This is a genomic window from Paenibacillus sp. D51F (assembly GCF_053345695.1).
In genome coordinates this window covers 54596-75361 of the sequence record NZ_JBKFAO010000013.1, presented here as the reverse complement: position 1 = coordinate 75361, position 20766 = coordinate 54596, and the positions used below count along the sequence as shown (strand labels likewise).

Here is a 20766-nt window from a genome sequence, read left to right as displayed (position 1 = left end):
CTGCTGGTTCTTTCTTTCCCTGCTCAATGCCGGTCAGCCCGCTTGCCGGCGCTCCTTGACCGTTCCGTCGCGCACGGCATCGCGGGTTTCGCGGACACCATCTGCCGCCATCGGGCGCGCCGGCTGCTGCTGGGCTTGCTGGTTAGCATGCGGCTGAGTCTGATGGCTGGATTGCTGCTGGACCTGCTGCTCAGACTGATGCTGAGCCTGCTCGGGAGCACGCTGCTCCATGCGGCAGCTGCCGCTCAGAATGCCGCCGTCCTGGACGATGAGCGAGGCGACGGCCGCGCTGCCATGCAGCTGGCCGCTCGACATGATCGTCAGGCGCCCTGTCGTGGTGACATCCCCGTAGACTTTGCCGGAGATCGTGATGTCTTTGGCCGAGATATTGGAGCGAACCACTCCGCTCTCTCCGACAATGACATCCTCCTTGCAATCGATGTCGCCCCTGTACTCCCCTTCGATTCTCAGGCTTGCCTGACAGGATAAGGTTCCTTCCGCCCGGGTGCCCTGGCCGATCAGGGTGTCCGAAGCCGACCAGCGCTTGTTTTCCTTGAACATGGATATTCGCCTCCCTGGAATGGATTCGGATACGTGCTATGTTGTATATATTCGTACAGAACCGGCTTCATTCCTGAAGAAGCCGACAGGATGCCCGCGACCGAACAGACGGTCTGCCAGCGAAGAGGCGCTGATCAAGCCGAGCGGAAGGCAGCGGACTGATATCAAGCCGCATGACAATGCGCAGCGCGCATGTTCACGGCGGCTGCCGCAACTTTGCTGCAGGTTCTGCTTTAAAAGATGGTTGTCCGTTGATACTTATATCTATGGAGAGCAATTATATTCCGCCAATCCGCAAAAGAGGTGCCCCATGTTCTGGCTCGTGCTTGCCCTGTTCATCTTTCTCTTCCAAATCATGACGATCCTCATTCTCGAGTACCGCCAGCCGGGCAAAACCGTCGCATGGCTGCTCATCCTGTTCGTGCTGCCGATCATCGGCTTTGTCATGTACTATTTCGTCGCGCGCGAGTACCAGACGAGGCGGACGGTCCGGCGAAGGGGAGTCATCGCCCAGGAGGTCCAGCTCAAGGCGCTGCGGCAGAGCGCTCTCATCCATCGGCCCGGAGACATGGAAAATCCGGACTTCAAGCATGAGGTGCGGCTGTTCAACCTGCTCGGCAGCTTCTCGATGCTGCCGGTCACCGGCCGCAACCGGACGGAGATCCTCACCAACGCGGAGCCGACCTATGCCTCGATCCTGCAGGCGCTTGATTCCGCCCGCCATCACATTCACCTCGATTATTATACGATCCGCCATGACGAGATCGGCTGCAAGTTCAAGGCGATGCTGCTCCGCAAAGCCGCCGAAGGCGTCGAGGTGAGGGTCATTTACGACGGGATCGGCAGTCTGGAGCTCAAAAACGCTTATGTGCAGGAGCTTCTGGACGGCGGCGTGAAGATGCAGTGCTTCCTTGCCCCGCGCTTCGCCTTCTTCGACAAGCGCGTCAACTTCCGGAACCATAGGAAGATTGTCGTCGTCGACGGGAAGATCGGCTTCGTCGGAGGAATCAACATCGGGGACGAATATCTCGGCAAAAATCCGAAGCTGGGCTTCTGGCGCGACACGCATGTGCGGATTGAAGGGGATGCGGTCTATTATCTGCAGCTGGTGTTCATGCGGGACTGGTGGTTCACGGCGCGGGAGAGGCTGGATCATCCCGCCTATCTTCCTGAGCATGGCTGCAGCGGCAGCGAGCAGGTACAGATCGTCGCCAGCGGACCGAATACGAGCGCGGACTCCATTCTGGAGAGCGTATTTTCCGCAATCAGCGCCGCCAAGGAGAAGCTCTACATCGCTACGCCTTACTTCATTCCCGACCCGAGCGTCCTGATGGGGCTGCGGACGGCGGCGCTGAGCGGCGTGGATGTCCGGATCATCCTCCCTCACAAGTCGGATTCCAGGCTGGTGCTCTATTCTTCGCTCTCTTATGTCCAGGACTTGCTGGAGGCGGGCGTCCGCATCTATCGCTACCGCAAAGGCTTCATCCATGCGAAGGTCATGATCGTGGACAGGCTCATGGCGTCGGTCGGAACGGCGAATATGGATATGAGAAGCTTCTTCAGCAATTTCGAGATCAATGCGAATCTGTTCGGGAGCAAGGCGATCGGAAGGCTGGAGGAGGACTTCATGCTTGACTTGAAGGATTGCTACGAGCTGAAGCTCGGCGAATTCGAGGCGCGTCCGTGGACGCAGAAGGCGGCGGAAGTGGCGGCGCATATGCTGTCGCCGCTATTGTAGAATGCTGGCCTGAGAACCGGCATGAGCCGGCCCGGGAGGAGCCGGGCCGAAGAGATGATGCGGCCGGCAAGCCAGCGATTCGAAGATTCAAAGCGCAGGCGGCCGAGGAACAAGATCGGCTTCTATGATTCTAAACAGCGTACAGCAGTGGCTGCAGGTGTGGAACAAGGCTTTCCGTTCCAAGCCTGCGGCTATTTGCTCTCTCGAAGCCGGGTCGGATAAGCCTAGCTTGTCTTTAAGGGAAGGGAATGAATCCGCATTCCCGCAGCTATAGCAAATCACTTTGACGACAGCCAGACTCAACCCGTTCACCCCATATGTTTCAATTGAATGATACATAATGTAGCATATTATAACATATCTTGGTTATAGTGTCCTGCTTTTCAAAAAATCCAAAATCGGACGAAGCGCCTGCTTGGGGGCATGCGCAAGAAGATCCCCGCACTGCTGGAGACGATCATGGATATTGAGCAAGTGAAAGTCGCGCGGCTGCGCCCCTTGCCTGATTTCGTCCCATTCCAGCGGAGTGGAGACGGTCGCTCCGGCTCTGGCTCTCGGCGTGTAGGGAGCGGCAATCGTCTTGCCCTGATAATGCTGCAGGTAATCGAAATAGATCAGATCGCCGCGGTTCTTCTTGAGCCGCTCCACCGTGAACAGCTTGGGATGCTTCTGGGTCATATAGCCCCCGACGAACATCCCGATGGAGCGCAGTTCGTCGAAGCTCAGCCGGTCCGCCAGCGGCACGATGAGCTGTACGCCGGTAGCGCCGCTCGTCTTGGCAATCGATTCGATGCCAAGGCCCCTCAGCTGCTCGCCGACCAGCCATGCGGCCTCCATGATTCTCGGCTCCTCTTCGACGGAAGGATCGAGATCGATGACCCATTCGGTCGGATGCTGAGGGTCGTCCGCCAGGTCGAAGGAAGCGTGGAATTCCAGACAAGCCAGATTCCCGAGCCAGATCAGGGTCGGCAGCGAGTCGAGAACGACATAGTCGATGCTGCCGTCGGACCGGGTTCGGACGAACTCGGGCCGCGGCTCAGGGCAATTTTTCTGGTAAAAGGACTTGTCATGGATGCCGTGCGGATAACGGATCGTCGTCAAATGGCGGTCGCGGCAATGCCGAATCAGGAATGGGGAGAGCTGGACAAGCTTCTCCAGATACATGAGCTTGGTGATGCCCATCTCCGGCCACAGCGGCTTGGACGGGTTCGTAATCGTCAGCTGATGGCCGTCCAGCGTAATGCTTCCCTTTTCGCTGCGATAGCCTTTGGATGTTGGCATGGACGCTAATCTCCTCTCCGGCGGCCGAATCCGGCGATCTTGGGATGGCGAAGCTGGCCGGCCTCGGTGATCTCCAGCCCGGTAACTGTGCAAGGAAAAGGATTTTGAAGCCAGACGACCCGTTCCTTTCTCAGGTCATCCGGGAGTGCGGCGAAAGGAAGGGCCGCCCCCGCTTGCAGAGAGCCGCCGGCGAATGCGCCTTCCGGCACAAGCTGGCTTGTCAGGAGCGCGCGCATCTCGCCGGTCAGTCCAAGCGATACGCTGCCGAAATATTGCCCCTCGGCGCTCATGACGAGGCTTGCCGCCATTCCATCCCGAATCTTGAGGCCGACGATGTCCACATCCAGCAGCAGGGCTGTTTTTTTCTTGAACCAATCCTTGTGCTGCTTGCCTTCCTTATAAAGAGAGTTCAGGCGCTTGCTGACGACGCCTTCCCAGCCGGCTTCCGCGACCCAATGCCACAGAGCTTCTCCGTCGCTGTAAAGCTCCGTCACCAGCATGCCGTCCGGCAGCCTCGGAGAGAGGCTCAGGAGGGCTTCATGCCTTTGCAGATAAGGCAGGCCTCTGAGATCCTGGCCTCCCGCCGCCAGCATATCGAACAGCACGTAGGCGAGTCCGGCGGGAGGCTGCGAAGGCTGCGGCCGATCGGCAGCATCGACATGGTTGTCGATGTCGGGATGCTGTTGCGAAGGCTGCGGCCGCAGCAACCTGTCGTCCGATCCGGAAAGGTCGTGGGCGGAATGCTTGCTGCCCGCGCCTCCGGCCATCGCCTCCGCCGGCACCTCCGGATTCCGCAGCGGCGTCAGCCTGGTTCCGCCCTGCTTGCCGCGCATGCGCTCGCGCTGCAGAACCTTTTGAAAGCTGGGCCTGCTGCCCGTCCAGGCGATCAGCTCTCCGTCCAGAATGCAGCGGCCGAGAGCAGCCTTCTCTATTACGACGACAACTTCGGGGTAAATGTTGTTCTTGATCAATCCTTGGCGCGAATACAGCAGCGCCTTGCCGTCGGAGCCGATGTCGGCAAGCAGCCTGACGCCGTCCCATTTGATCTGGTAGCCCCAGTCTTCTCCTTGCGGAAGATCGGCTCTCGTTATGGGCGCCATCGGCGCCGTCAGGCCGAGCGGAAGGCTGCCTTTCGCGGCGCGCATCAGGAAACGCCGGATTCCTTGGTTTTCTTGGCGCGCGGCTTGGCGGCTTTCTTCGCGGGCTTATCGGTTTCTCCGGAGTCCGCCAGACCGGCTGCCGGCGCTTTCGCGCTTTTCTTCTTGGGCTTGTCCGCTGCACCGGTATCGAGCACGGGCGCTGCGGCAGGTCCTTTGACCGATTCCAGGCTTGCCTGCAGGGCGGCCATCAGATCCAGCACATGTGCGGGCTCCTGCTGCGGCGCGATGCGGACGTCTTCGCCGGCAATCTTGCCTTGGATGAGATCATGCATGGCGCTCCGGTAATCGTCGGTGTATTTTTCGGGCTCGAACGGCGTCGTCAACTGATCGATGAGGAGCTTGGCCATCGACAGCTCCTTGTCATTCAGAACGACCGCTCCGGGCAGGTTCGGCACCTGCTGGATCGGACGGATTTCGTCGGGATAGAAGATCGTCTCGATCGCGAGGCAGCCGTCGAGGACGCGGATCGCGGCGAGGCTTGATTTGGAGCGGATGGAAATTTTGGCGATGCCGATCTTGCCGGATTCCTTCATCGCTTCCATCAGCAGCGAATAAGCTCCTCCACCCGCCTGATCGGGGGAGAGGTAATAGGTTTTCTGGAAATAGATCGGATCGATCTCCTCCAAGGCGACAAAATCGATGATCTGAATCGTTTTGGACTTCTCTCCGCCGAGCTGGTCCAGCTCTTCCTTTTCGAAGGTGACGAAGCGGCCTTTCTCGTATTCATAGCCTTTGACGATTTCATTCGTTTCGATTCGCCTGTCGCATACGGGGCATTCCTTCACATAGGCGATCGGACTGCCGCAGACAGAATGCAGCATGCGCAGCGAGATGTCCTTGTCCTCCGTGGCGGAGAACATCTTGACGGGCACATGCACCAGTCCGAAGCTGATCGCGCCTTTCCATACGGTATGCATAGCTATCGCGCCTCCTTGCAGCCGGAGTTCCGGCATTATTTCCTACCAGTGTGCCCATCCGGAGGGGGTTCCCATGCATGAAGCCCGGCTGCTGCGGGCATATTTCTCATTAAGGCTGACGACAGCCCCGGAAAGGAGGCGTGAGGCGAATGGACGAGCAGGAAATACGCCGCCATCTCGAGCGCAGGCTGGACAGCCGCCATATGCTGGCCAGCAGCCGCGACGAGAAGAGCCTTCCGGATCTGGCTGCCGAAATGAGCACGGAGCTGGACGGCTCGCTGGAGGAAGGCGGAGCGCGCACGATGACGGATGCCGGCGTCGGCCGGACGGCCGACCATGGCGGCAGGGTCGACTACGAGATGGATATCGACCGGATGGTGGGCGAAGGTCTCGGAGGCGGCCAGGTCACGATCCACAACGGCCATATCGGAGAGTCGACGACGGATACGATGATGCTGAAGGAAGAAGCAGAGGACGGAGAATAGGAGGGAATTCGCGGTGGATGTAAAAAGAGCGATGGAAATCTACGGCTCCAAGGATATGGTGACCGTCCACTTGGGCGGGCACTCCGTCTGGATCGAGAATGTGGACGAGGCGAACGGCATGGCGACCGTGCAGGTCGGCACGACCCCTCAGAACACGCAGACCGTATCGGTCGAACAGCTTCATGAAGGCCAGCCGCACCGAGAAAACTAAAGGCCGCGCTGAATTCGTGAAAACAAAAAAACAGCGTCGTTCCCGTTGCCTTTGCGGCACCAAGAGCGGCGCTGTTCTTTTTTGCGGTTCGGCTGCACTTGCGTAGCCGGCTTGCGGGACCAGGTTCCCCTCGCGAGATCGACCTCGTGCTGGGCGCGAGCCGATGGCGGTGATGACGGCTTGTGACGGCCTGCTGACATGGCTGTTTCCCCTTCCGCCGGAAATGTCCGGCATCCCCAACGATACCAAATGATCGGAATAACGGGAAGGGGCGAAAATACATATAGATAGATGGGGATACAAGCTTTAGACGGTCATGTCAGGGTTAAAATCAAGATAAAGAAAGATAACCATCGATAACCGGAGATAACGAGTCTTTTTGTGGAGAAATACGTTAAAAATTAGCTAAATCCACCCTTTTCCTTTAATTTAGAGCGAAAATACTTTATAATTAGCATAAAGGTCATAAGCAAGACAGATTGAAAGGGTGTGGGGGCATGGTAACAGCGCAGGGGCAGCATCTCAAGCTGCCATTCTTTGAAGTGTTCAAGCGGGTCTTGTTCATCACCGTCGGAGCCGTCCTGATGGGGGTAGGCCTGGAGATTTTCCTGGTGCCGAACAACATCATCGACGGAGGCATCACCGGCATTTCCATCATGCTTTCTTATTTGACTGACGTTCCTCTCGGACTTTTCCTCTTCCTCCTCAACCTTCCGTTCCTCTTCCTGGGGTATAAGCAGATCGGCAAGACCTTCGCGCTGTCGACTCTGTACGGAGTAGCCGTCATGTCGCTGACGACTTACCTGCTGCATGAAGTCGATCCGCTCACGATCGACGAGTTCCTCGCCTCGATCTTCGGAGGCATGGTGCTCGGAGTCGGGGTCGGTCTCGTCATCCGCTTCGGCGGCTCGCTCGACGGAACGGAGATCGTCGCGATCCTCCTCTCCAAGAAGCTGCCTTTCTCGGTCGGCGAGATCGTCATGTTCGCGAATCTGTTCATCCTGTCGAGCGCGGGCTTCGTGTTCTCTTGGGACCGTGCGATGTACTCGCTCATCGCCTACTATATCGCCTATAAGATGATCGACATCGTCATCGAGGGCTTCGACGAATCCAAGGCCGTCTGGATCATCAGCGACGAGTACCGCGACATCGGGGAAGCCATCATGAGCCGTCTGGGCCGCGGCGTCACTTATCTCAACGGCGAGGGCGGATTCACCGGCGGCGACAAGAAAGTGCTGTTCGTCGTCGTGACGCGCCTCGAGGAAGCCAAGCTCAAATCGATCGTGACCGACATGGACCCCGGCGCCTTCCTGGCCGTCGGCAATATCCATGACGTCAAGGGCGGCCGCTTCAAGAAGCGCGATATTCACTAGCGCGCTCGACGGCAGGACGCATGCTCCGCAAGGCAGACATCTGCCTGCGGAGTTTTTTTCTGTGCGCTGCCGTCAGGCAAGCGCAGGCGTCGACGGCTCACCGCGAAGGACGGCCGGCTGCTGTCCGCCATGGCGTTCGGATGTCCGTGCGGAGCCCGCCGGGCTGCGGTTGCGGCAGAGGAAGGGGGCCGATATAATGAGAACAAGATTCCGGAAGCGGATGAAAGCGGAACATAAGCAAGGTGGGATACACAGATGACAGAGGCCACAGCAACAGCCAGTTGGCGCGCGCGGGAGGAGTCGGACACGGTCCGGCTCGCGGAAATGCTGGCAGCATGGGCCGCTCCCGGAACGGTGATCGCGCTGGATGGCGATCTTGGCGCGGGCAAAACCCGGTTCTCGCAGGCGTTCGCCGCCGCGATCGGGGTGAAGGGCGTGGTTAACAGCCCGACCTTTACGATTATAAAAGAGTATGCCAGCGGAACGATGCCGCTGTACCATATGGATGTCTATCGGCTGTCGCAGGAAGAGGCCGACGAGCTCGGATTGGACGAGTATTTCTACGGAAGCGGCGTCTCCCTCGTGGAATGGGCGAGCCTGATTCCGGAACTGATTCCGGAATCCAGGCTGGAGCTGTACATCGAGCATCTGGGAGGCAGCGAGAGGCGGATACGGCTGGAAGGCCGCGGACTCCCTTATGCGGAATGGTGCAGGCTTATCGCCGAGACGGGAGGAGCAGTATAATGACGGAGCATGATCCGGCCGCAGGAGCCGGAGCGGAGAGCTCTCCGCGAGTTGATGGCGCAACGGACACGAGCTTGAGGCAGGCCAAGCCAAGGGAAGAGCTGCTCGTCCTGGCGCTGGACACGGCGACGGCGGTGCTTGCCGCCGCCTTGACGCGGGGCGACGAAGTGCTCGCCAGCGTCCAGTCGCCGGCCGAGCGCAACCATTCGGCGCATGTCGTGCCGGCCGTACAGAAGCTGCTCGCCGATGCCGGCATCTCCCCCGGGCAGCTGGACGGCATCGCTGCGGGCATCGGCCCGGGCTCCTACACGGGCGTCCGCATAGCGGCATCCGTCGCGAAGACGCTGGCCTGGGCCTGGAAGCTGCCGATCGTCGGCGTGTCGACGCTTGAGGCGATGGCCGTCGGCGCATGGCGCGAGCATGCAGGCCAAAGCTCCGAGGCTGTAGCCAGCCATGGCGAAGCGGATGATGCCGCGAGGTCCGCTGATGCGGTCGGAGCGTCTTGGGCCGTTCCCTTGATCGACGCCCGGAGAGGACAAGCCTATACGGCTCTCTTTGCCGCTTCCGATAGGGAAGGCTGGCGACGTCTGGAAACGGACGCCATCCGGCTCGCTTCGGATTGGGCGCGCAGGCTTTATGAACGGCTGGAGATTACGGATGCCGCTGGGAGGCCGGAACGGATTGTCTTTACGGGAGACCTGGAAAAGCATGAGGAATCCATCTCGATGCTGGAATCCCTCCTTGCGGGCTTGCCCGGAGGAGCTCCTGCTGTCGCAAGGCAGCCTCATGTCATGGAAGGGCGCAGCGCAGCCTGGCTTGGAAGCAGGCGGCTAGCCGGAGGTGAAGCGGATGACGCGCACGCATTTGTTCCAAACTACACGCAATTGGCTGAAGCGGAAGCTAAATTATTGGAGAAACCCGGGGAGGCGTAAAACGATGGCGGATTACGACGTCATGCAGCTTCACGCTGCATCCGGCGAGGATGACCTGGTGTTCCGTTCGATGAAGCTCGACGACATCCCGTCCATCATCGCGATCGAGCATGAGGCGTTCACTTCTCCGTGGACCTCCGATGCTTTCGTGAACGAGCTTACACATAATCATTTCGCGCGGTACATGGTGATGACGCTGCATGGAGAAATTATCGGCTATGGCGGCATGTGGCTGATCATGGACGAGGCTCATGTGACCAACATCGCGGTGAGCCGGGAGTTCCGCGGACGCAAGCTGGGAGCGCGGCTGCTGTCCGAGCTGAAGAAGCTCGCGGTCTTTTTCGGAGCCGTCCGGATGACGCTGGAGGTCCGGGTAACCAATGAGGTGGCCCAGTCGCTGTACCGCAAATTCGGCTTCGAGCCGTCCGGCATCCGTCCGGGCTACTATTCCGACAACAACGAGGACGCCCTGATCATGTGGGCGGAGCTTGGGCAGCCGCAAGCGGAGGGACAAGCCCAATGAGCGCACAGCGGAACAGGGAAAACGAACTTATTCTAGCCATCGAGACCAGCTGCGACGAGACGTCCGCAGCGGTCATCCGCGGCGGACGCGAGATTCTCTCCAATATCGTCTCCAGCCAGATCGAGACGCATCGCCAGTTCGGCGGCGTCGTGCCGGAGGTCGCCTCCCGCAAGCATGTCGAAGTCATCACGCTCATTATCGAGCAGGCGATCTCCGAAGCCGGCATCGAGGCGAAGGATCTGTCAGCCATTGCCGTCACCCAGGGGCCGGGACTTGTCGGCGCGCTGCTCGTCGGCATCGTCTCCGGGATGAGCCTGGCGATGGCGCTTGACGTGCCGCTTATCGGCACCCATCATATCGCAGGGCATATCTACGCCAATGCGCTCGTGCGCGAGATTCAATATCCATGCCTGGCGCTTGTCGTATCCGGCGGCCATACCGAGCTCGTGATGCTGGAGGAGGAGGGCGTCTTCCGCATTGTCGGCCGCACGCGGGACGACGCGGTCGGCGAGGCCTACGACAAGGTCGCCCGGGCGTTGAAGTTCCCTTATCCCGGCGGTCCTCACATCGACCGGCAGGCAGCGGCGGCGGAGCATGCCGCCGAGCTGCCGCGCTCCTGGCTGGAGCCGGGCTCCTACGATTTCAGCTTCAGCGGCTTGAAGTCCGCCGTGCTCGCAGCCATCAACCAGTCCAGAATGAAAGGGCTGGAGCTTGATGTGCCTGCGCTTGCGCGCGGCTTCCAGGAATCCGTCATCGAAGTGCTGACGGTGAAGGCGATCCGTGCCGCCAAGGAGTTCGGAGCGCGGCAGCTGCTCTTGTGCGGCGGCGTCGCCGCCAACCGCGGCCTGCGCAGCCGGCTGGAAGAGCTGTGCGCCGCGGAGCGGCTGCCGCTGCTCATTCCTCCGCATTCGCTGTGCACGGACAATGCCGCGATGATCGGCGCCGCCGCCCATCTGAAGTGGACGCGGAGCCAGTTCACCGGCTTCGATCTGAAGGCCGATCCCGGCCTGTCGCTCGAGGAGTGGTCCGTCCGCGAGGCCAGGCCTGCGATGCCGGCCGAATAACTTTCTTTCAAGCAAAGAGGCTGGCGCCATGAAGGCGCCAGCCTCTTTGCACTCCTGATAAAAGGGGCAGCAACCCAAGCCGGTGGAATGACTTGGCCGACTGCCCCTTTGCTGTTCAAGAAAAGAAAAGGAAATTCGTCGCAAGCGGACGGAGCTTCTTGTCCGACGGATGGTTGACGATGCGGCCGTTGAATACGAGCGTCGAGGAGCCGCCGCCGTCCAGATTGTAGCCGTCCACGGCCTTGAAGCGGGAGAGCAGGATCTGCATCTCGCCGAGCGTAGCCCCGGAGCTGCCGGCTTCATTGTAGCCGTCCACGACGATGAACAGCAGCTGGTCGTCCTTGTAGTTGGCGACGACGGTACGGGGCGCCCGCAGCGGGCTCAGCTGCCACTTCAGCGGAATCGGCTGGGCGACGCCGCCTTTCATCAGGACAGGGACGAACGAGACGCCGAATTCGGGGTTTTCCCGGTCCAGCTGGTGGCGGCTCGAATACTTTCCGCCGATCAGCTTGCGCTCCTTGCTCAGGCCGACGAAGAACAGATCCTTGTAGGACGGCTCGAATCCGCCGATGTATTTCCCTTCCATGACGGTCGTGCTCAGCGGGTACCGGCGGCCGGAGCCGTCGTCGGCGAATCCGCCGGCATTGATGCCGGCGACGGCATTGTAGCGCTTGACGGCTGCGAGCGTCGTCTCCGCCCGGCCCGGCTTGTCTCCGCCGATCGCCAGCTTCATCGCTCCCTCTTGCTTGAGCCTCACTTTGAGCGCGTAGCCGTTGAAGTTCTGGGCTTTGATGAAAAACAGCTGTGCGGTAAGCTTGTCCGTCTGGATCGTCTCCGACGGGCTTCCGAGCGGAATGCTGATGCGGCGGTCGTAAACGGCGAGCGGACGGCCGCTCTGGGAGCGCGCCATGCCTGCAATGACGTTCATCCGCTGGCTGGTCTGATTGTACAGCGCAGCGGCTTTCTGGATGGAGCCGGCCGTATGGACGGCGCTGGTCTTGGCCTGCTCGAATCCGGTCCCGATGGCCTGGACTTGTCCGGACGTGTCCTTGGGCGCTGCGGGAACAGCAGCCGTCGAGCCGGGAAGCCTCACCTCAGGCTGATGCAGCAGCAGGAACAGAAGCGCTCCAAGGAATGGGGCGGTCATGAGCAGCATGCGCCGATTGATGACGCGCACGTCGATGCCCCGCATTATTTCAGCACATCCAGGTTTTTCTTCAGCTCGTCGAGCTGTTTTTGGACTTCGCTCAGCTGGGTGAACAGCTTGTTGCTGTTGTCGGTCTTGCCGCTGGCGTTGTCGCGGGTGAAAGCGAGCAGCTCATTGAGGCTCTGCACCTTGCTGTTCAAGGCGGCGAGCTCGGTCTGGTAACCCGATTCCAGCATGTCCAGCTTCTCGTCGTACCTGGCTTGGAGCTCGGCGATCTGCATGTCGGTCTGCTGCTGGATCTGCAAGGACATCTGCTGCTGCAAGTGCTGTGTATAGAACCAGGCTCCGGCTATGCCTGCAGCCGTGATGAGGAGCCAGGCGATCAGGAACGGTACGGGGGACCTGCGGGCGGTGCGTCGGGGAACGGCCGCTTCCATTCGCGAATAGACGGCCGGCGTGTCTTGGTTCATGCTGGAATCACCTCTTGATCATTGCGGTATAGCTTGACTGAATCTATGACGGCAAAAGACTGGAACATGTTGCATCCATTTCCTGTGTGGGTCCTATTCTACCATAGCCTTCCTGCCCGGTCACCCCGGACAGTCTTCCCGGCTGCTGAACGATATTGCCCACAACACCGGCCTTATCTGTGGACAGCTGGGCTGCAGCCGCTTCCTTGCTGGAAAAACGCTGTGCAGAAAATGGGGATATTTTTTTCAATACAGCCTTGTGGACAATGTGGATAGTGAGGATAATTTTGTCGGAGCTCCGTTCTTCGATCGATGCCGATCTGGGGATCCAAGTGCAATGCGGCGTCTGAATTGAATTTCAAAACAGAATTGCCTGACAACTTATTCAGGGTTGTGGATAACGCTGTGCATAACTGAAAGCGGCAGCATGAAATGGACGAAGGCCCTCTTCCCGGCCCCTTGCGGGCTCAGGCGGAGGGCCTTCTATTTAAATTGCGTGCGCCTCATGCGGCTTACCGGCATGCCGGTTCCTGATGTACGGAGCTTGCTGCGTCCGTGTCTATGATTGACCCATTCAACCGGGTGATCGGCGCTTGGCCCGGAAGAACGACTGCATTCCTGCTTCTTTTCCATCTGCAACTGCTTGTCTGGTCCTGCTCTCTACGTACTGCGCATTCCAAAACAACGGAAGCCCTACCTCTCTTCCGTCCTTGCGGCTCCAATGACCGCGCCAGCGTGAATCAGAATTTCTTTAAGGCCAGTCTCATCAAAAGGGAAACAAGAAACGGCGGAATCGGGGGTTATGATCGATTCCTAAAGAAGGGGAATAGGCGGGTTAATCAATAGGACTTATTATACGCCTGAAATGAGTGAATTGCAAGTGTTGGACTGAAACTAATTTTCGCACATGCTGCAAATGCCAGCGCAAAAGAACCCTTCGGCTCCAAGGCCGAAAGGTTCTTTTGCTGATCAGAATGGAAGGAACCGGCCTATAGCCGCCCGGCTTTCGCTCAGGCAAGAAGTCCTTCCCACTCCTCGTACGCTGCTTGCAGGCGGACCCGGACGGCGTCCAGGCTGGATTGCACTTCCTGAAGGCGGATGTAGTCCTGGTAAACTTCAGGATCCGCCAGCTGCTCCTCGTGGCGTTCGGATTCGGCCTCAAGCGAGGCGATGTCGGCTTCAAGCTGCTCGATCCGGCGCTGCTTCGCCCGCTCGTCGCGGCGAGCTTGCTTGTCGGCCTCGTAAGATGAAGCGCTGCCGGCCGGAACCGCAGAGCCGCCTTCCGCAGAGGTGCCGGCCGCGGGGCGCGAAGCCTCGCGGGCTTCAAGCAGAAGCTCTGCGATCTCCTTCTTTTTCTCGATCATGTCGTCGTAGTTGCCGAGGAATTCGACTGTGCCGGACGGACTCATCTCCATCATGCGTTCCGCGATCTTGTTCAGGAAATACCGGTCATGGGAGATGAACAGGAGCGTGCCTTCAAAGTCGAGCAGCGCAGATTCGAGCACTTCCTTGCTGAACAGATCCAAATGGTTGGTCGGCTCGTCCAATATAAGAACGTTCGCTTGCTGAAGCATCAGCTTGGCGAGGGCGACGCGGGCTTTCTCTCCGCCGCTGAGGGAGCCGACCCGCTTCTTGACATCGTCTCCGCTGAACAGGAAGTTGCCGAGGATCGTCCGGATCCGGGCTTCCTCCACGCCGGGAAATGCTTTCCATACCTCTTCAAGGACGGTATTGGTCCCGCTAAGCTCCGTCTGCTCCTGGTCGTAGTAGCCGAGCTTCACATGGGTGCCCCACCGGACCGTGCCGGCGAGCAGCTCCTGCTTGCCCATCAGCGCCTTGAGCAAGGTCGACTTGCCGATTCCGTTCGGGCCGACGAGGGCGACGGTCTCCCCTCGCTCGAGGCGCAGCGTGACGTCGCGGAAGACCGGCTCGACGCTGTCTCCGAAGCCGACGGACAAATCCAGCGCCTCCAGCACGTCGCGCCCCGTCGCGCGCTCGATCTCGAAGCGGAAGCTGGCCCGCTTGAGATCGCCCGCGGGGCGGTCGATCCTCTCCATGCGGTCGAGCGCCTTGCGGCGGCTCTGCGCGCGCTTGGTCGTGGATGCCCGCACGATGTTGCGGCGGACGAATTCTTCCATGCGGGCGATTTCGTCCTGCTGCTTCTCGTACTGCTTCATGGCCGATTCGTATTCCGCCGCCTTGAGATCGACATAGCGGGAGTAATTGCCCGCATAACGCCGGGCTTGATGCCGCTCGATCTCGATGATCGTGCCGACCGTGGCATCCAGGAAGTAGCGGTCATGGGAGACGATGAGAATGGCGCCCGAATAGCTGCGCAAATAATCCTCCAGCCAGGTCAGCGTCGCGATGTCCAAATGGTTGGTCGGCTCGTCCAGCAGCAGCAGGTCGGGGGCTTGCAGCAGAATCCGGGCCAGCGCGAGACGGGTTTTCTGTCCTCCGCTCAGCGTCGAGACCGGCGTGGCGGGATCCGTATCCCCGAAACCCATGCCGTGCAGCACGCTTTTGATGCGGGTCTCCATCTCGAAGCCGCCTTGATCCCGGTACCAGTCGGATCTGCGGGCGTAGCGCTCGAGGGTGTCGTTGTATTTTTTTTCATCCCCGTGCAGGGAAGGATCGGCGATTTCATGCTCCAGCCTGCGCAGCTCCTGCTCGGCTTCCACGAGATGGGCGAAAACCAGACGCATCTCCTCGTCGATGCTCTTGCCCGACTGCAGGCCGCTGTTCTGGGCGAGGTAGCCGATGCGGGTTTCCTTGGCGCGATGAATGACGCCGCTGTCGGCCGATTGGACGCCGGCCAGAATCTGGAGCAGGGTGGACTTGCCGGCGCCGTTCACCCCGACAAGTCCGATGCGCTCGCGCTCCTGGATCTGCAGGGAGATGCGGGAGAGTATGGTTGTGATGCCGTAGCTTTTGGTCAGATCGTTTACTTGCAGCAGCATAGAACCCAAGTTCCTTTCAATCGTTCTTCTTCTATTAAGAATAACGCAATTGACCGCCATAATCGACCCTTATTGGCGAAACAAAGGTCTCAGTGGTAAACTATAGACAATTATGACCAAGAGCCTGCGAGGGGTTACTTCGAACGATGGGCAATCATCCGGACGACAAAACATCGGTAAGAGCACGTCTTCTTCACATTCGGGATTCCGCCTCTCCCGAAGCAAGGATGGCCGCATCCGCGGCTGCATGCCACCGAGCGGCCCAATGGCTGCAGGGAAGCGGCTGCGCAAGCTTGGCGGCCTATGCGGCTTTCCGCTCCGAGCTGGATCTGTCGCCGCTGATCGAATGGGCCTGGCGAGCCGGAATCGATGTCCTCGTTCCCCGCGCGTCGCTGCCGGACCGGTCGATGACGCTGCATCGCCTTGCTTCCTGGGAGGAGCTGAAGCCCGGAGCCTATGGAATCCTGGAGCCCGACCCGGCCGTCGCGCCGGCGCTACCGGAAGGATTTCTGCCGGATGCGGTGCTGGTGCCGGGATCCGGCTTCGACGGCAAGGGGGGCCGGCTCGGCTACGGCGGCGGTTATTACGACCGCTACCGCCTCAAGCTCGAGCATGCTGCCCGGTCGGCCGGGAGAGAGCCGCCTCCATGGATCGGCATCGGGTTCGCGTTCCAGATCGTCGATGCCGTACCGATGGAGCCGCATGACGCCAAGCTGGACGGCCTCATTACGGAAGAGGGCATGCAATGGTTCGCCCGTCAGGCTTGACGGCGGATAACGATAGTTGAAGGGAGCTGGGGAAGCGGATGGCGACTGCAGATGACAGGCTGCCTGCTGGCGTGGATGGCGGCGAGGCGGACAGCCTGAGCCATTTCAATGGACAGGGACGGGCCCGGATGGTGGATGTGACGGGCAAGGAGACGACGTCGAGAACGGCTGCGGCGCGGACAACCGTGCAGATGGCGGAGGATACGCTGGCCAGGATCAAATCCGGCGGCATCTCCAAGGGGGATGTGCTGGCCGTGGCTCAAGTGGCCGGAATCATGGCGGCCAAGAACACGTCGTCATGGATTCCGATGTGCCATCCGCTCCCGCTCACGGGCATAGACATCGCCTTCTCGGATAATGGCGAGGACAAGCTCTACATCCAGGCGACAGTGAAGACCAAAGGCGTGACCGGAGTGGAAATGGAAGCTCTTACGGCGGTATCCGCCGCTGCGCTGACCGTGTACGACATGTGCAAGGCGATGCAAAAGGATATGGTGATCGGTCCGACCGAGCTTGTATCCAAGTCAGGCGGCAAAAACGGGGATTTCATGCGGGGATAAGAACGGCGACAGGGGACGGGAGGAACGTCAGATGCGATGGAAGGTAGCGGTTCTCACAGCAAGCGACAAGGGCTTCAGGGGAGAGCGGGAGGACACGAGCGCGCAGGTCATCCGCGAGCTGGTCGAGGAGGAGCTGCACGGGGATATCGTGGATTACCGGATCGTGCCCGACGAGCAGGACGAAATCATGGCGGCCATGATCGAAATGACGGATTATTATCAGGCCGACCTGGTGCTTACGACCGGAGGCACAGGGCTTGGACCGCGGGATGTGACGCCGGAGGCGACGCTCAAGGTCGTCGAGAGGCTGGTTCCCGGCATATCGGAAGTGATGCGCAGCAGCACGATGTCGCGTACACGCAAGGCGATGCTCTCTCGCGGCGTCAGCGGCGTCCGGGGCCGGACGCTGGTCATCAATCTGCCGGGCAATCCCAAGGGCGTCCATGAATGCCTGATGGCGGTCATCGACCAGCTGCCTCATGCTCTCGGCATCGTATCGGGCCGGGAAGGGGAGCATGAAGGGTGACCATGAAAACCAAGCTGCGCGAAGTGCCTGTCGAGCATGCGCTCGGCCTCCGGCTGGCCCATGATTTGACGCGAATCGTTCCCGGAAGCTTCAAGGGCAGGCTGTTCAAGAAAGGCCATGTCATTGAAGCAGCCGATATACCGGCCCTGCTGGATATCGGCAAAGCCCATATCTATGTCATGGAGCTGGCCGAGGACGAGCTGCACGAGGACGATGCGGCTCTGAGGATGGCCAAGGCTCTTCAAGGAGAAGGAACGCGGATCGGCGAGCCGCACGAGGGCAAGGTTGCGGTCAAGTCCTTGATGCAAGGCCTTGCCAAGATCGATTCCGAATATGTGAACGCCGTCAATGCGCTCGGGGACATCGCCCTTGCCACGATCCGCAGCAACAGCCTTGTCGAGGCGGGCGGACAGCTCGCGGCGACGCGCGTCATTCCGCTCGTGGTATCCCGAAGCAAGATCGAGGCCGTGGAAAGCCTCGCTGCCGACTATCGTTCCGCTACCGGCAGGGCTCCGATCGAGGTGAAGCCGCTTCGTCCGATGCGGGCCGGCCTCATCACGACGGGCGGAGAAGTGCACAGCGGACGGATCCAGGACCGGTTCGGGCCGGCGGTCCGGGCGAAGCTCGAGGCGCTCGGCTCGGCGGTCGCCGAGCAGGCGATCATGCCGGATGACAAGGACGCCATCGCAAGGAAAATCCTTGAGTACAAAAATAAAGAGTATGATATGATACTGCTTACAGGCGGCATGTCCGTCGACCCCGACGACCGCACGCCAGGCGCCATCAGCTCGGCCGGCACCGACATCGTCAGCTACGGAACGCCGATGCTGCCGGGATCGATGCTGCTCATCGGCTATCTCGGAGGGACGCCTGTGCTGGGCCTTCCGGGCTGCGTCATGCACGACCCCTATACGTCATTCGATGTGCTGCTTCCCCGGATATTGGCCGGGGATAAGATCGTCAAGGAAGATATTACCGCGATGGGCTACGGCGGCCTGCACGGCTGCTGAAGCTTCCGCGGCGCGCAATACCGATCGTCTTCAGCATCCTTCCCTTCAGGCATGATGGCTCCTGGAAGGAAGGATGGCTGGAGACGCCAGACATCCAGCGAGATTCTCGCGAAATCCAGAGGAGGAATCATTCATCATGTTTAGTGGAATTGGAGCTACAGGCTTCCTGCTGCTCGCCGTTATCGCTCTCCTGCTGTTCGGACCCAACAAGCTCCCGGAGCTCGGCCGCGCTTTCGGCCGCACGCTGAAGGAATTCAAGGCCGGCGCCCGCGATCTGATGGAAGACGACAATCAGCAGCAGCCTGCGCGCCGCGACGCTGCGTCGCGCATCGAAGTAGACGGGGAAGTATCCGGCAGCGAGCCTGTCCGCGCGGATTCGAAGCGTCTTCCGGAATAACCGGCGGACAGCCGGAATGATTCAACATGTACATGTAAGGAGGATCACGTATGGCCAGCCCCACGGGGAATAAGGCAGGGCAGCGCACGCGGCTGCGGGAAGAAGGCCTGATGTCCCTCATGGACCATCTGGGAGAGCTGCGCAAGCGGATCTTCGTGATTTTGCTGGTGCTCATAGCGGGATTGATACTGGGCCTCTTTTTCGCCGAACCGATGTACAACTACTTGACGTCCACGGAACAGGCCAAGGAGATCGGAGGCTTCCATACCTTCTCCCTCTGGGACGGCATCGGAATCTACATGAAGTTCGCTTTCATCATCGCGCTCGTTCCGGCGGTTCCGGTCGCTTTCTTCCAGCTTTGGTCCTTTGTCAAGCCGGCTCTTCGCGTGCCTGAGCAGCGGGCCGCGCTCCGGTACGTTCCTTATGCGCTGTTCATGCTGCTGCTCGGCTTGGCGTTCTCCTATTACGTCGTGTTCCCGATGGCTTTCCACTTCACCTCCAAGGTCGCCCGAAGCCTGGGACTTGAAGAAACGTACGGCATCGTGCAGTATCTGACGTTCATGGTCAACATCATCGTGCCGATCTCGCTTCTGTTCGAGCTGCCGCTCCTGCTCATGTTCCTGACCGCGATCCGGATTCTGACGCCGGGCGGTCTGCGGAAGATGAGGAGAGTCGCCTACTTCATCATGGTGTTCATCGGCGTCACGGTCACTCCGCCCGATGTCGTCTCGGATACGCTGGTGGCGATTCCTCTCATCCTGCTCTACGAGCTGAGCATCCTGATGTGCGCTCGGATCTACAAGCGCCAGCAGGAGAAGGACGCGCGCTTCGAACAGGAATACGCTGTCGCTGCAAGCAAATAGATCGCCTGCATCAAGCCTGCCCATGCGGCAGGCTTTTTTTGTTGCCTGCTTTCCAGAACGTCATGAAACGGACATGAATTGGACAAAATGGAGAGGAATCGATGATTGACTTTGGCTTCGTCAAGCGGCGCAGCAAAGTCTTTTAAGCCATATGAGACAGATACATGTCCAATATTTGATCAAAAAGTGAAAAATATTTGAACATATTTGGGCGAAACGTGGTATAGTATAGATATGAAACCACTTACAACTTTGAACGGGATGTGACATTCATGGCCAAGATGATTTCTGTCAAGCCAATCGAGCAAAGCAAGACCGCGGTCGATCGTCTCTTCCAATTCATGAATATAATGGCTTGGACCTGCTTGATGATCGGCGTTGTAGCTTGCCTGTGGGATATCACCCACTTCAGCGACACGAATATGACCCTTATGGTCGGCATCGGATTCCTTATCGGCAGCGTCTTCATCTACACTTCCGGAGCGGCGCTTCATCTCGTCTCGGAGAAGCTTGAAGCTCTCGACGATTCCTCCAACAAATGACGTTCATTCTCTTCTGTCAGCCGTCGGCCCCAGCCGGCGGCTATTTTGTTTGGGTGGAAAGGGGTGTGATGTAAACTTCTCATAAAATCGATGCCTCCCACTTGAAATCCTGTCTCAAGTTGAGTATCATAAAAACATGTTGTTAGCACTAAGGGCTTACGAGTGCTAACAAAATACGACAAATTTAATTAAGGAGGCTATTTTTTCATGATCAGACCTTTGGGTGAACGCGTATTGGTAGAACCGATCGCTAAGGAAGAGACTACCGCCAGCGGCATCGTGCTGCCGGACACGGCGAAAGAAAAGCCGCAAGAAGGCAAAATCATCGCTGTAGGAAGCGGAGCGCTGAAGGACGGCGTGCGCGTTGAGCTGGAAGTGAAAGTCGGCGACCGCGTGCTCTTCTCCAAATATGCAGGAACGGAGATCAAATACGAGGGCAAAGAGTATTTGATTATGAAAGAAAGCGACATCCACGCGATCTTCGGCTAAGACCTTCTGGCTGCGAAGTTTCGCCATACATCAGATTTTCATACTT

Annotated in this window: 24 protein-coding genes; 16 read left to right on the top strand and 8 right to left on the bottom strand. The window is 59.3% G+C overall.

Annotated elements, in window-relative coordinates; genetic code table 11:
* Nucleotides 1-33: 33 nt before the first annotated feature.
* Nucleotides 34-561, bottom strand: a complete 528-nt coding sequence (locus ACLBWT_RS19690) for a bactofilin family protein (RefSeq protein ID WP_447664820.1) — start codon at nucleotides 559-561, stop codon at nucleotides 34-36.
* Between the two features lie 310 nt (nucleotides 562-871).
* Between ACLBWT_RS19690 and cls the strand changes: the two genes are divergently transcribed.
* On the top strand, nucleotides 872-2299 hold the full coding sequence (gene cls / locus ACLBWT_RS19685) for a cardiolipin synthase (protein WP_447664819.1): 1428 nt from the start codon (nucleotides 872-874) through the stop codon (nucleotides 2297-2299).
* Between the two features lie 366 nt (nucleotides 2300-2665).
* Here the strand turns inward: cls and ligD are convergent, their stop codons facing one another.
* Genes ligD through ku form a run of 3 tightly spaced genes read right to left on the bottom strand, consistent with a single transcriptional unit; the run spans nucleotide 2666 to nucleotide 5657 of the window.
* Nucleotides 2666-3580 (bottom strand): non-homologous end-joining DNA ligase, encoded by a 915-nt coding sequence (ligD, locus tag ACLBWT_RS19680; protein ID WP_447664818.1) that lies wholly within the window; start codon nucleotides 3578-3580, stop codon nucleotides 2666-2668.
* A 5-nt stretch (nucleotides 3581-3585) separates the two neighbouring features.
* Nucleotides 3586-4725, bottom strand: a complete 1140-nt coding sequence (locus ACLBWT_RS19675; RefSeq protein WP_447664817.1) for an ATP-dependent DNA ligase — start codon at nucleotides 4723-4725, stop codon at nucleotides 3586-3588.
* Nucleotides 4725-5657, bottom strand: coding sequence for a non-homologous end joining protein Ku (gene ku, locus ACLBWT_RS19670; RefSeq protein ID WP_447664816.1), 933 nt, complete (start codon nucleotides 5655-5657; stop codon nucleotides 4725-4727). Before ku ends, ACLBWT_RS19675 begins: the two co-directional genes overlap by 1 nt.
* A 149-nt stretch (nucleotides 5658-5806) precedes the next feature.
* On the opposite strand from ku, the gene ACLBWT_RS19665 reads away from it, so the two are divergent.
* Nucleotides 5807-6142, top strand: a complete 336-nt coding sequence (locus ACLBWT_RS19665; protein WP_346775657.1) for a hypothetical protein — start codon at nucleotides 5807-5809, stop codon at nucleotides 6140-6142.
* 13 nt (nucleotides 6143-6155) lie between these two features.
* On the top strand, nucleotides 6156-6353 hold the full coding sequence (locus tag ACLBWT_RS19660; protein WP_447664815.1) for an H-type small acid-soluble spore protein: 198 nt from the start codon (nucleotides 6156-6158) through the stop codon (nucleotides 6351-6353).
* Here the strand turns inward: ACLBWT_RS19660 and ACLBWT_RS19655 are convergent.
* Nucleotides 6350-6553: a hypothetical protein gene (locus tag ACLBWT_RS19655; RefSeq protein ID WP_447664814.1), complete on the bottom strand. Its 204-nt coding sequence runs from the start codon at nucleotides 6551-6553 to the stop codon at nucleotides 6350-6352. The two genes, ACLBWT_RS19660 and ACLBWT_RS19655, sit on opposite strands and share 4 nt — an antisense overlap.
* A gap of 297 nt (nucleotides 6554-6850) precedes the next feature.
* Here ACLBWT_RS19655 and ACLBWT_RS19650 point away from each other — a divergent pair, with 297 nt between their 5' ends.
* From ACLBWT_RS19650 to tsaD, 5 genes are all read left to right on the top strand, one after another.
* Entirely contained in the window at nucleotides 6851-7726 is an 876-nt protein-coding gene (locus tag ACLBWT_RS19650) for a YitT family protein (protein WP_447664813.1), read from the top strand.
* A gap of 255 nt (nucleotides 7727-7981) precedes the next feature.
* Entirely contained in the window at nucleotides 7982-8470 is a 489-nt protein-coding gene (tsaE, locus tag ACLBWT_RS19645; RefSeq protein ID WP_447664812.1) for a tRNA (adenosine(37)-N6)-threonylcarbamoyltransferase complex ATPase subunit type 1 TsaE, read from the top strand.
* A complete protein-coding gene (gene tsaB, locus ACLBWT_RS19640; RefSeq protein ID WP_447664811.1) occupies nucleotides 8470-9402 on the top strand; it encodes a tRNA (adenosine(37)-N6)-threonylcarbamoyltransferase complex dimerization subunit type 1 TsaB in 933 nt (310 codons plus the stop codon). Before tsaE ends, tsaB begins: the two co-directional genes overlap by 1 nt.
* A gap of 4 nt (nucleotides 9403-9406) precedes the next feature.
* A complete protein-coding gene (gene rimI, locus ACLBWT_RS19635; RefSeq protein ID WP_234993094.1) occupies nucleotides 9407-9925 on the top strand; it encodes a ribosomal protein S18-alanine N-acetyltransferase in 519 nt (172 codons plus the stop codon).
* On the top strand, nucleotides 9922-10989 hold the full coding sequence (gene tsaD, locus ACLBWT_RS19630) for a tRNA (adenosine(37)-N6)-threonylcarbamoyltransferase complex transferase subunit TsaD (protein ID WP_447664810.1): 1068 nt from the start codon (nucleotides 9922-9924) through the stop codon (nucleotides 10987-10989). Before rimI ends, tsaD begins: the two co-directional genes overlap by 4 nt.
* A gap of 115 nt (nucleotides 10990-11104) precedes the next feature.
* On the opposite strand, the gene ACLBWT_RS19625 is transcribed toward tsaD, so the two are convergent.
* From ACLBWT_RS19625 to ACLBWT_RS19615, 3 genes are all read right to left on the bottom strand, one after another.
* A complete protein-coding gene (locus tag ACLBWT_RS19625) occupies nucleotides 11105-12181 on the bottom strand; it encodes a phosphodiester glycosidase family protein (protein ID WP_447664809.1) in 1077 nt (358 codons plus the stop codon).
* The gene (locus ACLBWT_RS19620) at nucleotides 12181-12606 is read right to left on the bottom strand and encodes a hypothetical protein (RefSeq protein WP_447664808.1); all 426 of its coding nucleotides are present in this window, start codon (nucleotides 12604-12606) and stop codon (nucleotides 12181-12183) included. Before ACLBWT_RS19620 ends, ACLBWT_RS19625 begins: the two co-directional genes overlap by 1 nt.
* Nucleotides 12607-13616: 1010 nt before the next feature.
* Complete coding sequence (locus tag ACLBWT_RS19615; RefSeq protein ID WP_447664807.1) at nucleotides 13617-15566, bottom strand: ABC-F family ATP-binding cassette domain-containing protein; 1950 nt, start codon at nucleotides 15564-15566, stop codon at nucleotides 13617-13619.
* A 146-nt stretch (nucleotides 15567-15712) separates the two neighbouring features.
* Between ACLBWT_RS19615 and ACLBWT_RS19610 the strand changes: the two genes are divergently transcribed.
* The 8 genes from ACLBWT_RS19610 to groES all read left to right on the top strand — a co-directional run bounded on the left by ACLBWT_RS19610 (nucleotide 15713) and on the right by groES (nucleotide 20720).
* Nucleotides 15713-16333 carry a 5-formyltetrahydrofolate cyclo-ligase gene (locus ACLBWT_RS19610; RefSeq protein ID WP_447664806.1) on the top strand — a complete coding sequence of 207 codons (621 nt, stop codon included), beginning with the start codon at nucleotides 15713-15715 and terminating at the stop codon, nucleotides 16331-16333.
* A gap of 38 nt (nucleotides 16334-16371) precedes the next feature.
* On the top strand, nucleotides 16372-16893 hold the full coding sequence (gene moaC / locus ACLBWT_RS19605) for a cyclic pyranopterin monophosphate synthase MoaC (protein ID WP_049869274.1): 522 nt from the start codon (nucleotides 16372-16374) through the stop codon (nucleotides 16891-16893).
* A gap of 31 nt (nucleotides 16894-16924) precedes the next feature.
* Nucleotides 16925-17419, top strand: coding sequence for a MogA/MoaB family molybdenum cofactor biosynthesis protein (locus ACLBWT_RS19600; protein WP_048748657.1), 495 nt, complete (start codon nucleotides 16925-16927; stop codon nucleotides 17417-17419).
* A gap of 2 nt (nucleotides 17420-17421) precedes the next feature.
* On the top strand, nucleotides 17422-18429 hold the full coding sequence (locus ACLBWT_RS19595) for a molybdopterin-binding protein (protein WP_447664858.1): 1008 nt from the start codon (nucleotides 17422-17424) through the stop codon (nucleotides 18427-18429).
* A 136-nt stretch (nucleotides 18430-18565) separates the two neighbouring features.
* Entirely contained in the window at nucleotides 18566-18826 is a 261-nt protein-coding gene (locus ACLBWT_RS19590) for a twin-arginine translocase TatA/TatE family subunit (RefSeq protein WP_076359460.1), read from the top strand.
* 50 nt (nucleotides 18827-18876) lie between these two features.
* On the top strand, nucleotides 18877-19689 hold the full coding sequence (tatC, locus tag ACLBWT_RS19585) for a twin-arginine translocase subunit TatC (protein ID WP_447664805.1): 813 nt from the start codon (nucleotides 18877-18879) through the stop codon (nucleotides 19687-19689).
* A 272-nt stretch (nucleotides 19690-19961) separates the two neighbouring features.
* Entirely contained in the window at nucleotides 19962-20231 is a 270-nt protein-coding gene (locus tag ACLBWT_RS19580; RefSeq protein WP_447664804.1) for a hypothetical protein, read from the top strand.
* A gap of 207 nt (nucleotides 20232-20438) precedes the next feature.
* Complete coding sequence (groES, locus tag ACLBWT_RS19575; RefSeq protein WP_447664803.1) at nucleotides 20439-20720, top strand: co-chaperone GroES; 282 nt, start codon at nucleotides 20439-20441, stop codon at nucleotides 20718-20720.
* The last annotated feature ends 46 nt before the right edge of the window (nucleotides 20721-20766 follow it).

Bases quoted from the DNA above. Each gene is read 5' to 3' on its own strand.
- ACLBWT_RS19690 (WP_447664820.1), bottom strand. From the start codon at position 561: ATGTTCAAGGAAAACAAGCGCTGGTCGGCTTCGGACACCCTGATCGGC.
- cls (WP_447664819.1), top strand. From the start codon at position 872: ATGTTCTGGCTCGTGCTTGCCCTGTTCATCTTTCTCTTCCAAATCATG.
- ligD (WP_447664818.1), bottom strand. From the start codon at position 3,580: ATGCCAACATCCAAAGGCTATCGCAGCGAAAAGGGAAGCATTACGCTG.
- ACLBWT_RS19675 (WP_447664817.1), bottom strand. From the start codon at position 4,725: ATGCGCGCCGCGAAAGGCAGCCTTCCGCTCGGCCTGACGGCGCCGATG.
- ku (WP_447664816.1), bottom strand. From the start codon at position 5,657: ATGCATACCGTATGGAAAGGCGCGATCAGCTTCGGACTGGTGCATGTG.
- ACLBWT_RS19665 (WP_346775657.1), top strand. From the start codon at position 5,807: ATGGACGAGCAGGAAATACGCCGCCATCTCGAGCGCAGGCTGGACAGC.
- ACLBWT_RS19655 (WP_447664814.1), bottom strand. From the start codon at position 6,553: ATGTCAGCAGGCCGTCACAAGCCGTCATCACCGCCATCGGCTCGCGCC.
- ACLBWT_RS19650 (WP_447664813.1), top strand. From the start codon at position 6,851: ATGGTAACAGCGCAGGGGCAGCATCTCAAGCTGCCATTCTTTGAAGTG.
- tsaE (WP_447664812.1), top strand. From the start codon at position 7,982: ATGACAGAGGCCACAGCAACAGCCAGTTGGCGCGCGCGGGAGGAGTCG.
- tsaB (WP_447664811.1), top strand. From the start codon at position 8,470: ATGACGGAGCATGATCCGGCCGCAGGAGCCGGAGCGGAGAGCTCTCCG.
- rimI (WP_234993094.1), top strand. From the start codon at position 9,407: ATGGCGGATTACGACGTCATGCAGCTTCACGCTGCATCCGGCGAGGAT.
- tsaD (WP_447664810.1), top strand. From the start codon at position 9,922: ATGAGCGCACAGCGGAACAGGGAAAACGAACTTATTCTAGCCATCGAG.
- ACLBWT_RS19625 (WP_447664809.1), bottom strand. From the start codon at position 12,181: ATGCGGGGCATCGACGTGCGCGTCATCAATCGGCGCATGCTGCTCATG.
- ACLBWT_RS19620 (WP_447664808.1), bottom strand. From the start codon at position 12,606: ATGAACCAAGACACGCCGGCCGTCTATTCGCGAATGGAAGCGGCCGTT.
- ACLBWT_RS19615 (WP_447664807.1), bottom strand. From the start codon at position 15,566: ATGCTGCTGCAAGTAAACGATCTGACCAAAAGCTACGGCATCACAACC.
- ACLBWT_RS19610 (WP_447664806.1), top strand. From the start codon at position 15,713: ATGGGCAATCATCCGGACGACAAAACATCGGTAAGAGCACGTCTTCTT.
- moaC (WP_049869274.1), top strand. From the start codon at position 16,372: ATGGCGACTGCAGATGACAGGCTGCCTGCTGGCGTGGATGGCGGCGAG.
- ACLBWT_RS19600 (WP_048748657.1), top strand. From the start codon at position 16,925: ATGCGATGGAAGGTAGCGGTTCTCACAGCAAGCGACAAGGGCTTCAGG.
- ACLBWT_RS19595 (WP_447664858.1), top strand. From the start codon at position 17,422: ATGAAAACCAAGCTGCGCGAAGTGCCTGTCGAGCATGCGCTCGGCCTC.
- ACLBWT_RS19590 (WP_076359460.1), top strand. From the start codon at position 18,566: ATGTTTAGTGGAATTGGAGCTACAGGCTTCCTGCTGCTCGCCGTTATC.
- tatC (WP_447664805.1), top strand. From the start codon at position 18,877: ATGGCCAGCCCCACGGGGAATAAGGCAGGGCAGCGCACGCGGCTGCGG.
- ACLBWT_RS19580 (WP_447664804.1), top strand. From the start codon at position 19,962: ATGGCCAAGATGATTTCTGTCAAGCCAATCGAGCAAAGCAAGACCGCG.
- groES (WP_447664803.1), top strand. From the start codon at position 20,439: ATGATCAGACCTTTGGGTGAACGCGTATTGGTAGAACCGATCGCTAAG.